Raw genomic sequence first — 17,015 nt, 5'->3', positions numbered from 1 at the left:
CATTTTACTAACCACTTGTTCTCTCTTATATTATAAAAAGAACGAAGAAATTTTACCTTCTTCATCTTTTTCTATATTTTTCTATTAATTCTACTATTAAATCAATACTTTTTTCAGTATTGCTATTATTCATTTTTTCAATATATTTATTTTTATCATTATACAATTCCTTAATTTTCATTTCTACATTTTCAGGTGTTAAATCTTCGTCTTGAATAACCATACTATACCCACTTTTTTCAAAAGATCTTGCATTAAGTATTTGATCACCACGACTAGCCTTTGCTGATAACGGTATTAATAAATTAGGTTTTCTTAAAGCAAGTAATTCAAAAATAACATTTGCTCCTGCCCTAGATACAACAATATCTGCACTAGCCAATAAATGAGGCAATTCGTCTTTTATATAATCAAATTGCTTATACCCATCTTTGTTCTGAAGCAATTTATCAATATTGCCACTACCACAAATATGAATAACATTATATTCTAGTAATAATTTATCAAGCTTTCCCCTTATAACCTCGTTTATAACTTTAGATCCTAAGCTACCACCGATAATCATAAGTACTGGTTTTTCATTTTTAAAACCACATATTTGGTTTCCTTTAATTTTATTTCCTTCGAACAATTCACGCCTAATAGGATTTCCAGTTACAACACCTTTTCCATTTTTTAATTCTTTTAATGCTTCTGGAAAAGTTACACATACTTTTGTGCAATAAGGAGATACTAACCTATTCGCAAGTCCTGGTGTAATATCACATTCATGCGCAATCACTGGTACTTTGTTGAAAAATGCAGCAAGCACAACAGGAACAGAAACAAATCCACCTTTAGAAAAAACAATATCAGGTTTTTCCATTTTAATAATTTTTTTTGCCTCAAAAATGCCCTTAATTACTTTTAAAGGATCTGTAAAGTTTTTTAAATCAAAATATCTTCTAAGTTTCCCGCTAGATATAGGAAAGTACTTAATATTTTCACCCTCTATTATTTTTCTCTCTATACCTTCCTTTGTTCCAATATATTCAATTTCATAACCTAACATTTTAAGTTTTGGTATAAGTGCAAGATTTGGTGTTACATGTCCCGCTGAACCTCCACCAGTCATTATTATTTTATGTTTTTCCACTTTAACACTCCTTTTAAAACATGCTTTATTCAGTTTATACTATCTTATTATATACTAATTAGAATAAGAAGTTCAGTATTTACAAAAACTTTCGTTATCCACAATTTTCTAAACAACTTACGATTTTCAAAATTATCCTTCAATCAACTAATATAAAAAAAGACTATGCGGTTAAACTACTATCATCAAGTAATCACCAAAATAAAAGGAGGCAATTATTATGGCAAACAGAACATTAGTACCAGAAGCAAGAGCAGGTCTTAACAAATTTAAAATGGAAGCCGCTCAAGAAGTCGGAGTTAATTTAACAGATGGTTACAACGGCGATCTTACTTCAAGACAAAACGGATCAGTAGGTGGACAAATGGTTAAGAAAATGGTTGAACAGTACGAGAAAAACTTATAATTTAAACCTATATTTTCCTTCTTTACCTCTAATAATCTATTATATATTTCTAATTAATGCACAAGATATTATCATAACAAAAATATATTAAAAAGGAGTGATTAACAATGGCAAATAAAACATTAGTACCACAAGCAAAAGCAGGTCTTAACAAATTTAAAATGGAGGCTGCTCAAGAAGTTGGAGTTAATTTAACAGATGGTTATAACGGCGATCTTACTTCAAGACAAAATGGATCAGTAGGCGGACAAATGGTTAAAAAAATGGTAGAACAATACGAAAAAAACTTATAATTCGAATTTTCATAGGTTGATTTGTATATTCAAAATTTTTCAATAACAAATTATTTCAACGAAAATAAATTATAAAAGGAGTGAATTAACAATGGCAAATAAAACACTAGTACCACAAGCAAAAGCAGGTCTTAACAAATTTAAAATGGAAGCTGCTAAAGAAGTTGGAGTTAATTTAAAAGAAGGTTACAATGGTGATCTTACTTCTAGACAGAATGGATCAGTAGGCGGACAAATGACTAAAAAAATGGTAGAACAATACGAGAAAAATTTATAATTTATACTTTTAATTGGTTAAGAGGTATATGCAAGTCATATGCCTCTTAACTTTTTTATTTGATTTATTTACAAATTTTCATTTGGAATACTTTACTTTCCTAATTTCCCTCAAATATTCTATTATAAGTTTCTTATTTCTGCACAAAATACTATCATAACCAAAATAAATTATAGAAGGAGTGATTAAAATGTCAAACAGACAATTAGTACCTGAAGCTAAAGCTGGATTATATTCATTCAAAATGGAAACTGCAAAAGAATTAGGAGTCAACTTTTCGGATTACAATGGTGACTTAACTTCAAGAGAATGTGGTTCTGTGGGTGGACAAATGGTTAAAAAAATGGTAGAACAATATGAAAGAAATTTATAATTTAAAAGAATAATAATAAGGGCACATAGATTTAGTCTATGTGCCCTTATAATTCTAATTACATTGCAGCTCCGCAAGAGAACAGCTCTGAAGAGATGATTTAATAGCTCCGCAGGAGATACTTTAACTAAGTTTAAATTCTAAAATTTTAAGTTGAATTGATTTACGTCCATTATATTCGTTGATTTGAGGTGTGTAAATCATGTCTAATTTCATTCCTCTAGGGTTTGTTAGATAATTCATATGCTCTTCTCCATATCTTTCTTTTAACATTTCTATAAATTCATCTACCCTATTAAAACATATTCCATCAATAGTCTTATTTAATCCCGATATCACACACTTTATTTTTATTGTATTTGCGCTCTTACCTAAAATATCTATTTTTAAAATAGGAATATTTTTCTCAGCAAGTAAAGGTGATGAATTTCCTTTACCAAATGGTTCTAGCTGTTCTAACTCATTTATCATTTCATAACTTATTTTACCGAGGGGCATTCTCTGGTCTATTCTTATCTTAGGTTTTATATCCTCATCTGTTAAAGTACAAATAAGATTTAATTTTTGCCTTAGCTTTTCTATATTTTCTTCTTTTATTGAAAGACCCGCTGCCATTGGATGTCCTCCAAACTTTTCAAGTAATTCTTTACATTTTATTAATTCCTCAAACAAATTATATTCTTTAATAGATCTTGCTGAACCTTTAGGGGTTTCTTTTCCTTTTGTTAATATTATAGTTGGTACATTAAAAGTTTCCCTAACACGGCCTGCTACAATCCCTGCAATACTCTCATGAATAGTATCTTTATAAATTACTAATACTTTATCATTTTTAAAAGTTGAATTATGTATAAGTTCTATAACCTCCTCCACATTTTCTGTAGTCATTTCTTGTCTTTTTTTATTAAGATCAAATAAAGTTTTAGCAAGTTCTTTTGCTCTATTTTCTTCCTCACATAGGAGCAATTCAACTGATATAGATGCAGATTCCAGCCTACCAGTAGCATTTATACATGGTCCTATTTGAAAACCAACGTGATAACACTTAATCTCTTTATCATTAATACTTAACATTTCCTTTAAACACCTTAAACCAAGATTTTTTGTATTAGTTAACATAGCTAAGGCATTTTTAGCAATTATCCTATTCTCATCCACTAGATCCACTACATCACAAATAGTTCCTATCCCTGCAATTTCAATAAATTCATTTGCAAATTTCATATCAATTCCACTTTTTATAAATAATGCTTGTACAAATTTAAAAGCAATACCAGCACCACATAGATTCTTAAATGGATAATTACATTCTTTTTGTTTTGGGTTAATAACAGCATCTGCTGGTGGTAACTTAAAGGTTCTTTCCCCTGATTCATTTTCATAAAATTGTAGTTCATGATGATCAGTTATTATAACAATCAAACCTAATTCTTTTGCTAGTTTCACTTGCTCCATAGCTGAAATTCCATTATCACATGTTAAAACAATTTTAAAACCTTCATCATTTAGTTTTCTTATCCTATCACTATTTATACCGTAACCTTCATGTTCCCGATCTGGCACGTAATATTCTACGTTAGCCCCAGAACGTTTTAATCCCTTATACATTATAACGGTACTCGTAACTCCATCAGCATCATAGTCACCATATACAACAATTTTTTCTTTGTTTTCTATTGCGAGTTTTATTATATCTATAGCTTTTTCCATATCTTTCATTAAAAAAGGATCATACAAATCATCTATACTTGCCCTCATAAATTTTCTTATGTCTATTTCATTATCAAATTTTCTATTAATTAAAATCTTAGCTACAACTGGACTTACACCTGATTTATTCGCGAGTGAAATAACATCTTTAGATGTATTTCTTAGTAACCACTTTTTCTCCATATTTATCTCCTACTTTCCACATTTGCCATCAGAACCTGCACCGTAGCATTAACTAAAACCTTGTTTACTACATCCATTATTTCGAAATCTGTAATGTCTTTCATTACTTGGAATTCAGAAAATAACTCAAAACCATCCTTATACATAATTTCATATACGCATAAACTCACACTAGTTTGAATAGATTTCTCAAGCGCTACCATTCTGCGCAGTTTGTAACTTTTACACAATTTCAGCAAACACTCCTTATCAAAAAAGTTTTTAAGCTCCTTAACTTTTTTTATTTCAGAATTAATAATTTCTATAGTCTTTTTTACATTTTCATTTGAAGTTCCAAGTGATATAGTAAAAAGTTTTATTCCTATTTCATTTTTAATCTTACTACTTATATCATAAACAAGACCTCTTTTAGTCCTGACTTCATCAAACAAAATACTACTTGTACCATCTCCAAAACCTAAGTTAAATAGTTTTAACGCACTAACTTCTTTGGATGTTAAATTATGTATTGGAAAACAATATTGGATTTTAGCACCTTGCAAATCATCTCTATATTCATAATAGATACCTGGTTTATTATTTTCATACATGTTCTCTAAAGTTTCTTCTATAATGCCTTTTTCAGAGGATAATTTAGCCTTCATATTGCCAATATATTTCTCCACTATTTTTAAAATTTCCCTACTATTCAAAGAAGATACCACACTTATTACGCAATTATCTATAGTGTAATACTTTTCATAAAAATCCTTAATTTGTTTAATGGTAACAGAGCGTACACTTTCCTCAGTACCTATAATCAGATTTTTAATCCTTCTCTTTTCAAACCCATTATAAAACATGGAATCTTCACAAAATTGATTGGAATCATCCTTCCATTCTTTTAGTTCGGCGCAAATCACTTCTATTTCCTCGCAAAATCCTTCATTTTTAAAAGAAGGATTTAAAAGAATATCCGAGTAAATCTCAAATCCTTTTTCAAAATCCTCATCTAATGTGGTGCCATAATATACTGCGTATGGATAGTTAGTCATTGCATTACAAAACCCAAAAGTTTCATCACATAATTTATTTATTTCATATTCGCTGCGCGTTTTTGTACCCTTAAAAAGCATATGCTCTAACACGTGAGCAACCCCTAAATTTTCTTTTTTCTCTCTATTTGCACCCGCATCAAACCCTATTGTAAAAGAAGTTAAATTATTTTCAGCCCTTTTATATAGTAATTTTATACCATTTTTTAACTTTATTTTTTCCATATACTCACCTTCGCTTCTTTTTTTTAAAATATTTTTGTTTTATTTTATTTTGTTTTGTTGTACACTAATGTAGGCTTACTAATATTGCAAATAATTTTATTATATCTCTTTTTAAAGGCGGTGACTAATTTCTTAAACAAATTTCATTTAAGAAAAATATTATATGAACAATAAAAACAAAATAAATCAGTCCCTAGCTCAATTTATTAAGTATTCTATAGTTGGTGCTTTCAACACCGTAATAGATATTGCGGTATTAAATATTTTATCATATACTACTGGCATAACTCATGGAAAATTTTTATTTCTTTTTAACTTCATCGCATTTTTAATTTATTCGATTTGCGGTTATTATTTAAATATAAATTACACTTTTAAAGAAAATGAAACAAAAAATGCCTACTTTCAATATTCATCTTTACTATTTTTGGGTATGATTTTAAATAGCTTTATTTTAGTACACTTAACACGTAGGAATCCCTTGATTCATCTTTTGCATCACCATCGAAGTATGGCTCATTTAAATCATCTGTGGCTTAATATATCCATGATAATAGGTTGTACAATATTAGGTCTTCTTGGATTTTTCATTAATAAATTTTTTATTTTCAATAAAAAAAAGGCACTCTAAAATTAAGTTTTTTAACTTTTAGTTTGTGTCTTTTTTATATTTTTATTTTAAAGTAACAGTTTCTACATAATCATCTAAGAGGGAACTAGTTAAATTTTTCCCTCTACCTGCTCTATTTTGAACATTTATATCATTGAGTTTTATAGTTTTATTTTCACCACCAAATGAACTAACCGTCAAACTTAAGTTCTCATCATTTATGTCATTTGATCCTTCCGCGGTTTTTGCATCTATCAAATTTACAAATATAACTTCATCACTCTCTTTTAAGCTTATTCCAGTTACCCCTGATGCTCCTTTGCCCATAAAATTAATTGTATTTACATTAAATCTTATGCACATTGCTTTTTTAGTCACAATTATTACATCTTTGTCTAACTTATCGTCATTAATTTTCACAAAAAATAATTTATCTTCTTCTGTTTTAAGTTTATATACCAAAGTAGAATAGAAATCTCCTTCTAATTCTTTAAGTTTAGTTCGTTTTGTAATTCCTTTCTTTGAAAAGAAATATAGGCTTTTTTCTTCATTAAAATTATCAACGGAAATTATCTGTGCTATTTTATCGTAAGTATTAAAATTATCGAGAAGAGTATTTATGCATGTACTTTTTTTATTAATATTCTGAACCATATAGCTAGGTAATTTATGGACTAACCCATTTTGCGTAAATATTAGTAACGTAGATGTTGATTTAGTATATGTGCTTAATTCTGTATTAGTCTTTCTACTTGATATTTTTATAACACCTTTTGCATTTAAGCTAAGATAAAATTCTTTATAATCATAATCATTTGTATATTCAAGTTTTACCACTTCATCACCAGCAGTTAGATTAAATAACTGAGTTCCAATTACATTTCTATCAACAGCTTTAAGTTTAGGCTCTTCTATAGAAAATTCTAGACCTTCTTTAGTAATTACCTTTATGAAAGCTTCATGTCTGTCTTTTTTAATTAAGCTAATATCAATAAGTTTATCATTTTCTTTTAGTTTTAAAGCAGATAATTTAGAATAACTTGTAACAAACTTATCTAAAAATGTTTTCTTAATATTTCCTTTGCTTGTAAAAAATATAAATTGTTTACTTACAGATAAATCTCCTAATAAAAAAGTAGCAATGATTTTTTCTTTAGTTAAATCCATTCCACGAATAAGTGTATCCAGTCTTTCGCCTTTTTCCTTCCACTTATATTCCGGAACTAAATCTCCTCTTAATTGATAAACGTTCCCTATATCAGTAAAAATCATTAATGTTTCTTTAGTATTGGTTCCAATTGAATATGTATTAAAGTCTCCCTCTCTATACTCAATACCTTCAACATTGGCGTTAGACCTATTATAATATTTCATAGGAACTCTCTTTATATAACCATCGTTAGATAAAGTTATCATAATATCTTCAACTAGTATTATATCTTCAACTTCTATTTTTGCTTCGCTATCATCTTCAATAATTTCAGTTCTTCTTGGATCATTATATTTTTCTTTAATTTCTAAAATTTCTTTCCTTATTACATTAAGAAGTTCTTTCTCACTTCCAAGAATTTTGTTGTATCCCTTAATTAGTCCTTCTAACTTCTTATATTCCTTTAAAAATATTTTAAGTTCTAGTCCTGTTAGCCTATATAACATAAGTTCTAATATCGCTTCAGCTTGGGTCTGCGTAAAATCAAACTTAGCTATGAGATTTTGTCCAGCATCTTTTTTAGATTTTGAGCCTCTAATTGTTACAATAATTTCATCCATTACATCTATAGCCTTAATAAAACCCTCTATAATGTGGAATCTGTTTTTTGCGACCTCAAGTTCCATTTGAGTCCTTCTAGTCACAACATCCTTTTGATGATTTAAATAATGCATAAGAATAGTTTTAAGACTCATTGTTTGAGGTTTTCCATTGGCAAGTGCTACCATGTTAAATGGCACATTACATTGAAGTTCTGTTTTCTTCATTAAGTAGTTAAGCACCTTTGTGGCAATATCCCTATTGGTAGACTTCTTAAATTCAATAACTGATCTAAGTCCAGTTCTATCGGATTCATCTCTAATATCTACAATGGATTCTAGTGCTTTCAAATGCTTCTTTTCAGCTGTCATATCAGAAATAGATTGGAGTAATTTTGCCTTATTCTTCCTATATGGGAATTCCGTAATAACTATACCTAGTCGTCCACTTTCTAAAACCTCTATTTTCATCTTAGAACGTAACGTTACTTTGCCCTCTCCAGTCTCGTAAGCAGATTCTATAGCATTTCTACCAATAAGAATACCACCTGTTGGTAAATCTGGTCCTTTAATATACTGCATAAGCTGTTTTGTTGTAATTTCATTATTATCAGCATAAGCGAGTAACCCATCAATTACTTCTCCTAAATTATGAGGTGGTATGTTTGTAGCTATCCCTACTGCAATACCAAAGGTTCCATTAACTAACAAATTCGGATATCTCGATGGCAATACTGATGGTTCCTTCTCTGTATCAGAATAGTTATTTACCATTTCCACAACGCCTTTATCAATATCCCTTATCATTTCAAGCGCAATAGGAGAAAGCCTCGCTTCTGTATAACGCATAGCAGCAGCGTTATCCCCATCTTGACTTCCCCAATTTCCATGCCCATCTATCAAAGGTTTCCTTGTAGCGAAATCTTGAGCAAGTATTACCATTGCACCATAAACAGAGCTATCTCCATGTGGATGGTATTTACCAAGAATATCTCCAACAATTCTTGCTGATTTATAATAAGGTTTATCTGGAAATGCTTTTAACATATATGCGCCATAAAGAATCCTTCTATGTACTGGTTTTAAACCATCTCTCACGTCTGGAAGTGCTCGTTCCCTAGCAACCTCAACAGCATATGGGAGGTAATTATCTGGCATCGCTTCTTCTATTGGTGTCATTATTATATTATTATCTTTTGGTATTTCAATTTTTTTTGCCATTTAAAAATTCCTCCTAAATCATCACCTACGGTGCTGTTCATCATCACCTAATGTGATGCTAACGACTTTTAAAATAATCGTTAGAACTCTGCATATTTATACATGTAACTTTTTCTTGGTGCAACCACATCTCCCATTAGAAGTGAAACCATTTTCTCAGCTTTTGCTGCATCTTCTATAGTAACTTGCTGAAGAGTTCTCGTAATTGGGTTTAGCGTAGTTTCCCAAAGTTGATCAGGGTTCATTTCTCCAAGCCCCTTATATCTTTGAATAAGGGCACCTTTCCCAATTTCTTTTTTAGTCTCTTCTAATTGCTCATCACTATATGCATACTTAGCCACTTCTCCATTTTTACTAGCCTTATAAACCTTATAAAGTGGCGGCATTCCCATATAAAGATGACCATTCGCAATGAGTGGTCTCATATATCTATAAATAAAAGTCATCCATAATGTTCTAATGTGGTACCCATCAACATCTGCATCACTTAAAATAATTATCTTACCATATTTTAATTCTTTTTCACTATAATTTTCGAGTACTCCCGTTCCAATTGCAGTATTGAATATTTTTAGTTCTTCACTAGCTAATACATTTTCTAGCTTTTGTTTTTCTGTATTCATAATTTTACCCTTGGATGGCATTATAGTTTGAAATCTTCTATCACGAGCTTGCTTAGCACTTCCACCAGCTGAATCTCCTTCAACCACTATAAATTCTGTAAACTCTGGATTTTTTAATGTGCATACCGCGATTTTACCTGCAAGAGGTGATGCTCCCTTACCTATCTTTTTTCTTTCCGCATCATTAATTTTTTTTATTTTGTCTCTTCTCGATGCTGCAGAAATGGCATTATTTATTATGTTAGTAGCCATATCTTTGTTGTCTTCTATCCATTCTAAAATTTTAACATAACAAAGCTCATTCATCATGCTGTACGCCTCATTATTTCCTAGCTTGCTTTTAGTTTGCCCTTCAAAGATTGGATTACTTATTTTAATTCTAACTATTGCAGTCATTCCTTCTCTTAAATCGTCACCTTCAAAATCTTTATCCTTGTCTTTCTCTTTCAAAAGATTAAGTTTCTTAGCTCCATCTTTAAAAGCCCTTGTCATCCCAGTTTTAAAACCGGTCTCGTGAGTTCCAGACTCTGTAGTCGGTATATTGTTAACGTAGCTAGCAATGTATTCTGTAGTAGAATCAGTAAATTGCATACACACTTCTCCGTATAATTGTATCCCATTTATTTCTTTTTCACCTTGGAAAAATATTGGCTCCTTATGTAGAAGGGTCTTACTCTCATTTAGATAGTCAATAAAATCTAATAATCCTCTATCCGAGTGATATTCCTTTATAGCGTTTCCTTCTTTTCTATTATCAATAAACACTAACGTAATCCCTTTATTTTGAAAGGCCAATTCTTGTAGTCTCTCATCAATAAAATCCGAGTTAAATTCAAGGGTTGTAAATACCCTTTTATCAGGCATAAACGTAATTTTACTACCTGTTTCTTTTGACTGGCCAATTACCTCAAGCTTACTTACTGGTGTACCTGGCATAATTCTTTTTAACTCCTTGTCAAATGAATATTCAAATCTTTGAGAGAAAATTTTTCCCTTTTGTTTTATTTCAACAATCAACCATTCTGATAATGCATTTACAACCGCTGCTCCAACACCATGAAGTCCACCAGAAGTCTTATAATTTTTATTATTAAACTTTCCACCAGTGTGAAGTTCTGTAAACACCATTTCTACACCAGATTTATTTTTTATAGGATGTATTCCTGTAGGAATACCCCTACCATTATCAACAATAGTAACACTTTTATCTTCATTTAATATTATTTTAGCTTTATCTCCATAGCCATTAGCTATCTCATCTATAGAGTTATCTAATATCTCCCATATACAATGATGTAGGCCTTTGCTACCTGTAGAACCTATGTACATGCCTGGTCTTATCCTTACAGGCTCTAGCTTTTCTAGAGAAGTTAAGTCTGTTACATCATATGTTTGAATTTCTTCATTTTCAAAACTCATAAAAATCCTCCAGTAAAATTTTATCATACATTTGCTATTTTATATGTTTATTCACAAAAGGTAAAGAGATTTTAATAAAAAAATAGAACGTTAGTTTCTATTTTTAAGAATAGTTTTATCCTTTTATATTATTTTCACCCTATTTTATAGAAAAATATTGACCAGCAAAATAAAACTTTTATGCCGGCCAATACCGTAGTTTACTTTAATTTTTGCCGCCACCTTACTTAATTGCTTTATTAGTTGGTGGCAATAATGCCGCCGCTACTCTTATTAAATATCTTAAACTTTCACCATCTATATTTTTTTTAAACCCTAATAAGCTAGTAGCCTCTTTCGCCAATTGAATAGCTTTCTCTTCTTTAAGGGTATTATCGCTATTTCTATAATTAATTTCTACATTTTGTACAACTTGTGAAATAATTCTAAGAATTGTTTTTGCATTTTCGGGTGTAGATTCACTGGTAGATAAAGATCCAAGTATTACAGACGCAAACCCAAAATAATCATCTTTTAAATTACTATCTTTATCCTTTAATAAGTAAGCTAAATAAGCAAGTCCCATTACTAAAAACACTATTAATACATATTGTATAATTATTTCTACCATCACGTACCCCTCCTTATTTGTTTTTATATTACTTATATGCCGCTCAAATAAGAAGTGATACGTTTTTTTACTAAATTGTAATAAAAAAAAGCCTTTCAGCTTTCTTTTATATAGATTGTTATAGTTTACACTTAACTTTCTATAACTATATTACTTAAACTGCATGTTGTAAAGATAAGAATATACTCCATCTTTCTCTATAAGTTCATCATGTGTTCCTCTTTGGTTTATTCCCTCATCAGTAAGTACTACTATCTCATCTGCATTTTTTATTGTACTTAATCTATGAGCAATAACTAAAGTAGTTCTATTTTTCATAAGCTCTTCCAATGATTTCTGAATGAATTGTTCATTTTCATTATCAAGAGCAGAAGTGGCTTCATCAAGTATTAAAATTGATGGATTTTTTAAAAACACTCTTGCTATAGATATTCTTTGCTTTTGTCCACCAGAAAGTTTTACTCCTCTCTCACCAGTATAAGTATCATAACCATGCTTAAGACCTATAATAAATTCATGAATATTTGCCTTCTTGGCTGCCTCAATTATTTCATTTTCCAATGCCCCTGGCCTACCATATAATATATTTTCTCTAATGCTTCCAGCAAACAAATAAACATCCTGCTGAACTATTCCAATAGATTTTCTAAGTGATTTAAGTTTTATATCTCGTATATCAATGCCATCTATTGTTATGCAGCCGTCATTTACCTCATAAAACCTTGGTATTAGGCTAGAAAAAGTTGTTTTACCACCACCCGATGGACCAACAAGCGCAATATTCTTACCCGATTGTATTTTTATATCTATATTACTTAATATATCACTACTATTATTATAACTAAAAGATACATTGTTAAATGATATCTCTCCCTTAGGATTCACTAATTCAACTGCATCCTCTCTATCTGTTATTTCTGGCTTTGTGGTTATAACTTCAACAAATCTTTGAAATCCTGAAAGCCCTCTTTGAAACTGTTCTGTAAAATTTACAAGCTTGTCAATAGGATTTAAGAACGTATTTATATAAAGTATGTATATTACAAGGTCAGTTACTTTTAATGAACCGTCACTTATAAATATACCACCTGCAAGAATAACACTAAGATAAAGCAATCCTTGAAAAAAGGTATTACCACTAAAAAATCTGCCCATTATAAAATAGCTATCCTCTTTAGTCTTTAAATATTCATTATTACCTTTAGTAAATTTAGCATTTTCGATTTCCTCATTAGCAAATGATTTCACTACTCTTATACCTTCTAAGCTATCCTGGATTTGTGCATTTACTCCTGCTATCTTTTCCTTATTTTCCACAAAAACATTTCGCATTTTCTTATTATAAAAGTATGAGAAATATAACATTACTAATGTAAATAAAAGAAGTATAAATGTTATTTTTGAATTTATGCCTGCGAGTATAACAAAAGATCCAACTATTTTTAATATGGATATGAATACATCCTCAGGTCCATGATGTGCAAGCTCTGATATATCAAAAAGGTCCGTAACTATTCTTGACATGAGCTTTCCAGTACTTGCTTCATCATAATAAGAAAAAGATTGCTTTTGAAGATTATCAAAAATATCTTTTCTCATATTTGCTTCCATTTTTGCCCCCATTATATGTCCCCATGAGGTTATGAAATACTGACAAAAGTAACGAACAATGTACATAATTAATAAAGCTATACCAACATATATAACATACTTAATTATCTTATTTCCATCTTGTAATACATAAACATCATTTAACAAATACCTTACTATTAACGGAAATACCAAATCTATTGCAGATAAAATTAATGCACAAAACATATCTGCAAAGAATAGAGCCTTATATGGCCCATAATAACTTATAAAATTTTTAAACATTTTCATTGTTCTTGTAACCCCTTATCTTTAAAATTAGTTTACTCTTTTTAAAAGTTAAACTTAGTTAAATTATAACATATCTTTTTTATTCTATGGTTATTTGGTTTTACGAAGTCTACTTGGATACTCTATTTTATAGGCGGAAACTTTATTCATTTAATGGTAGCAATACCCATACTTAATCCAAATAAAACAGCTGCTATTACTACAATACTAACTATTATCATACTCTTTTTCTTCATTGTTTTACCTCCCTCACATCTTAAATTAGCTTTGAATATACTTTTCATAAAATACTAATGTCATTTTACTGTTTATAACTTTAATCCTTCCAGTTTTCACATAACCTAATTTTTCATACAAATAACAATTCCGTGACTCTTGTAATATAGTATCTAATTCCCATGCCTTTGCATCATAATATATTTCCTCAATAATTTTAAAACTCTTTTGTGCGATCCCAAGCCCTTGGTATTCTGGTAAAATAAAAATAGGACTAACACGATAGAGTTTATTATCCTTTTTCACTATTCTTATGCAACCAACAAGTATATTATCTCTTTTAATAATATAGTAATCTGTAAATACTTGGTTTATTCGCATAACAGTTTTTTCTATTGATTCATTTGCAGGACTGGTCTCAAAATCTTGATATTTCGATAGTAAATCCATAAATGATTTGATTTGCATGACATGAATAGTTTCTGCATCATCTAATGTTGCTTTAGTTAAACATATATCCACTACCTTATTCTCTACAATCCATTGAGCAGCCTCTAATACATTGTTTGCTACATAGTCTGGATCTATTTGTGACCACCTGTCTCTATCTTTCCCTAATGTCTCATTACCAGCTCCAGTTAATACAAGAATTTTCCCCATATTAGCCCTCTTCGCAGCCATAATATCGCTCCACCTATCACCAATTACAAAACACCTTGATAGATCAAGTCCATATTCAGCTTTTGCTTTTAATAACAACCCTGCTTCAGGTTTCCTGCATTTACAGTTATGTTCTGGGGTATGAGGGCATATATAAGCTTTTTCAATCCCAAATTTTGTTAATTCATTAATAAAATCTTCTTCTGTAGCTTGTCCAACTGAAATACCTGGTTGATTTGTAAATGCAAAGACTCTGATTCCATTCTTCTTTAGCATTTTTATAGCCTTTTGCGTAAATGGATATAAAACAAATTTATCAGGGTATGTTACATCCGTATCCCCACCCATTGTGCCATCTCTATCTATAAATACTGCTTGGACCTTTTTTAAACCACCCATATTATTTACTCCTTAAATTTTTACTTTCTATTTTCTACATATTAACAGTGCATGGTTGCTACTTCCTAAAATGCTCTTCTCCCTACAACTACATAAATTATAATAAGTCCATGCTTCATATTCTTCATCATTCATTTCATCTACAAGCTTTCCTAATAATGGACTTATCCCATCAGTTGCTACATGGTCAATAATTTTAGTATTAAATTTCGAACTTAGTAACTCCATGTCTGTTGGAGTGGTGAAAAATGCATCTGTCCAAAAACATTCTTTTTCACCTTCCTCTATAGTCCCACCACTTAAAATTTTATCAATAAACCCATGAGTTAAAAAATTTTTATCTTGGGACATAATAGAATTAAGCACATAGTGTTTATTTATATATGCAATTGCTAGTATTCCTCCCTTTTTTAATATTCTTAAATTCTCACTAATACATGCTTCTCTATCCTTTTCATTTACAAGATGGTACATTGGTCCAAGACATAATACTACATCAAAACTTTCAGAATCATATTGCTTTAAATCTATAGCATTAGCTACCTCTGCTTGTAATTTAATAGTGTTACTAACTTTAGAAAGCTTTTCTTTAATAATTTCTACATGCTTAGGAGTTATATCAGTAGCCACTACCTCATTTCCCTTATTTGCATAATAAAAAGAATACACTCCTGTCCCCGCGCCTAATTCTATAATTTTATCCTGATGCCTTATATATTCATTTAAAATACTTGTTGTTACATTGAACTCTACTTTTCTTGCTTTATTGGTTGAAACCCTGCTTTCTTCATCATATGCATTATAAAAATTAACAATATTATTCATAAAAACACTCTCCCTACATCTAATTATTTTTGAAAATGCTCCAACTCATCTGATTTATATACATTTGTCCAATGTTATGGTTTCAACTCATTAAGTCTTACAAATTAAATAATATCCGTATTAGTATCCTTAGTAGCTCTTCTAGCTAACTCTTCAATATGTCTATTATCGGTCCCACAACAGCCACCTAATATTTTAAAATTGTTATTATCCTTTAGTTCAATCATTGAATTAATTAGTATATCAAAATCATCAGTTTGTAGATTAATATTATTATTTAAATCTTCTGGACTTGCTGTAGATGTATTTGCTTGGATTCCTATTAGGCGTTCTCTCACTAATGCTGTTTTATTTAATGGGTTAGAAAGGGCTTCTTGTAATACAACCGGATGTACGCAATTTACCATATAACATAAAGGCTTTGGAGTTATAGTATTGTCAATTTCCACTATAATATCATTTATTATAGTGCCATCTAATAAGCTACCAGATTTTCTGATTACAAAACTCAAAATATAAGGTATCCCTGTTTCAGCCATTGCTTTTGCTATACCAATTGCCTCCGATTTTGCGGGTAAGACCCCCGCAAATAAGAAATCTACATTTGTTTGTTTAAACAATTCTGCTTGAAGTTTATGGAATTCATATGCTTCAGACGTCTCTAATGCCTCATTAGGATTATAAGCATCACCCTTACATCCCATTAAGCCTCCAATAAAGATTTTATTTTTATGAGATGGGTAATTTTCTCGCAAATCTTCTAAAAATTCTACACAATCCTTTATAACACTCTTATCATGATAGATTGAACGATTAATTCTCTCTACGGTTGCTCTTCTGGTAGGTGTCATAAGCATTATAGGAATATTATAAAAATCAGCGATATCAATATACTGCTTATAAATTAAAGATAATACCTCAATGCCTTTTTCATCATATATTAGACCTGCAGGCAAAATATCCTTATCTAAATGAATACAGAATTCCCTTTTTAATCTCTCTATAATAGCTCCTTCAGTTAATAAAAATGAAGTATTGTTAAATGTATTTAAAAACGAATTTTGCGGCTGACTATTATCTTTCATAAATTCTCCTTTTAAATTCTTTATCTTCTTTACATCATCCGCTAGTGTTAACACTAGCTTTGTTTTATTTTTAATAAACTT

At 30.1% G+C, this 17,015-nt stretch carries 15 protein-coding genes; 5 read left to right on the top strand and 10 right to left on the bottom strand.

Annotated elements, in window-relative coordinates; genetic code table 11:
* Window positions 1-61: 61 nt before the first annotated feature.
* The gene (locus tag KPL44_RS04775) at window positions 62-1,135 is read right to left on the bottom strand and encodes an undecaprenyldiphospho-muramoylpentapeptide beta-N-acetylglucosaminyltransferase (RefSeq protein WP_216247762.1); all 1,074 of its coding nucleotides are present in this window, start codon (window positions 1,133-1,135) and stop codon (window positions 62-64) included.
* Between the two features lie 220 nt (window positions 1,136-1,355).
* Between KPL44_RS04775 and KPL44_RS04770 the strand changes: the two genes are divergently transcribed.
* The 4 genes from KPL44_RS04770 (at window position 1,356) to KPL44_RS04755 (ending at window position 2,484) form a co-directional block, all read left to right on the top strand.
* Window positions 1,356-1,541 (top strand): alpha/beta-type small acid-soluble spore protein, encoded by a 186-nt coding sequence (locus KPL44_RS04770; RefSeq protein ID WP_216146285.1) that lies wholly within the window; start codon window positions 1,356-1,358, stop codon window positions 1,539-1,541.
* Between the two features lie 107 nt (window positions 1,542-1,648).
* On the top strand, window positions 1,649-1,834 hold the full coding sequence (locus KPL44_RS04765; RefSeq protein ID WP_171296479.1) for an alpha/beta-type small acid-soluble spore protein: 186 nt from the start codon (window positions 1,649-1,651) through the stop codon (window positions 1,832-1,834).
* Window positions 1,835-1,925: 91 nt separating this feature from the next.
* Entirely contained in the window at window positions 1,926-2,111 is a 186-nt protein-coding gene (locus KPL44_RS04760; protein WP_216247761.1) for an alpha/beta-type small acid-soluble spore protein, read from the top strand.
* 190 nt (window positions 2,112-2,301) lie between these two features.
* Window positions 2,302-2,484: an alpha/beta-type small acid-soluble spore protein gene (locus KPL44_RS04755; RefSeq protein WP_216109206.1), complete on the top strand. Its 183-nt coding sequence runs from the start codon at window positions 2,302-2,304 to the stop codon at window positions 2,482-2,484.
* A 123-nt stretch (window positions 2,485-2,607) separates the two neighbouring features.
* Here KPL44_RS04755 and recJ read toward each other — a convergent pair whose 3' ends face one another.
* Window positions 2,608-4,377, bottom strand: coding sequence for a single-stranded-DNA-specific exonuclease RecJ (gene recJ, locus KPL44_RS04750; protein WP_216247760.1), 1,770 nt, complete (start codon window positions 4,375-4,377; stop codon window positions 2,608-2,610).
* Window positions 4,378-4,379: 2 nt separating this feature from the next.
* A complete protein-coding gene (locus KPL44_RS04745; RefSeq protein ID WP_216247759.1) occupies window positions 4,380-5,636 on the bottom strand; it encodes a M16 family metallopeptidase in 1,257 nt (418 codons plus the stop codon).
* A gap of 163 nt (window positions 5,637-5,799) precedes the next feature.
* Here KPL44_RS04745 and KPL44_RS26005 point away from each other — a divergent pair, with 163 nt between their 5' ends.
* Complete coding sequence (locus tag KPL44_RS26005) at window positions 5,800-6,267, top strand: GtrA family protein (RefSeq protein WP_216247758.1); 468 nt, start codon at window positions 5,800-5,802, stop codon at window positions 6,265-6,267.
* A 42-nt stretch (window positions 6,268-6,309) separates the two neighbouring features.
* On the opposite strand, the gene KPL44_RS04735 is transcribed toward KPL44_RS26005, so the two are convergent.
* From KPL44_RS04735 to KPL44_RS04700, 7 genes are all read right to left on the bottom strand, one after another.
* Window positions 6,310-9,216: a DNA topoisomerase IV subunit A gene (locus KPL44_RS04735; RefSeq protein WP_216247757.1), complete on the bottom strand. Its 2,907-nt coding sequence runs from the start codon at window positions 9,214-9,216 to the stop codon at window positions 6,310-6,312.
* A gap of 80 nt (window positions 9,217-9,296) precedes the next feature.
* Window positions 9,297-11,258, bottom strand: a complete 1,962-nt coding sequence (locus KPL44_RS04730) for a DNA gyrase/topoisomerase IV subunit B (protein WP_216247756.1) — start codon at window positions 11,256-11,258, stop codon at window positions 9,297-9,299.
* A gap of 223 nt (window positions 11,259-11,481) precedes the next feature.
* Complete coding sequence (locus KPL44_RS04725) at window positions 11,482-11,868, bottom strand: hypothetical protein (RefSeq protein ID WP_216247755.1); 387 nt, start codon at window positions 11,866-11,868, stop codon at window positions 11,482-11,484.
* Between the two features lie 150 nt (window positions 11,869-12,018).
* Window positions 12,019-13,749: an ABC transporter ATP-binding protein gene (locus tag KPL44_RS04720; RefSeq protein WP_216247754.1), complete on the bottom strand. Its 1,731-nt coding sequence runs from the start codon at window positions 13,747-13,749 to the stop codon at window positions 12,019-12,021.
* Window positions 13,750-14,010: 261 nt separating this feature from the next.
* Entirely contained in the window at window positions 14,011-15,024 is a 1,014-nt protein-coding gene (locus KPL44_RS26180; RefSeq protein WP_407934990.1) for an HAD-IIIA family hydrolase, read from the bottom strand.
* A 27-nt stretch (window positions 15,025-15,051) separates the two neighbouring features.
* Window positions 15,052-15,849 (bottom strand): class I SAM-dependent methyltransferase, encoded by a 798-nt coding sequence (locus tag KPL44_RS04705; RefSeq protein ID WP_216247753.1) that lies wholly within the window; start codon window positions 15,847-15,849, stop codon window positions 15,052-15,054.
* 104 nt (window positions 15,850-15,953) lie between these two features.
* A complete protein-coding gene (locus KPL44_RS04700; protein ID WP_216247752.1) occupies window positions 15,954-16,934 on the bottom strand; it encodes a homocysteine S-methyltransferase family protein in 981 nt (326 codons plus the stop codon).
* Window positions 16,935-17,015 lie beyond the last annotated feature (81 nt).

It is taken from the genome of Clostridium sp. DSM 17811, from assembly GCF_018861905.1.
Taxonomy (GTDB): Bacteria; Bacillota; Clostridia; order Clostridiales; family Clostridiaceae; genus Clostridium_AD; species Clostridium_AD frigoriphilum.
This window is presented reverse-complemented; position numbering and strand designations above follow the sequence as displayed.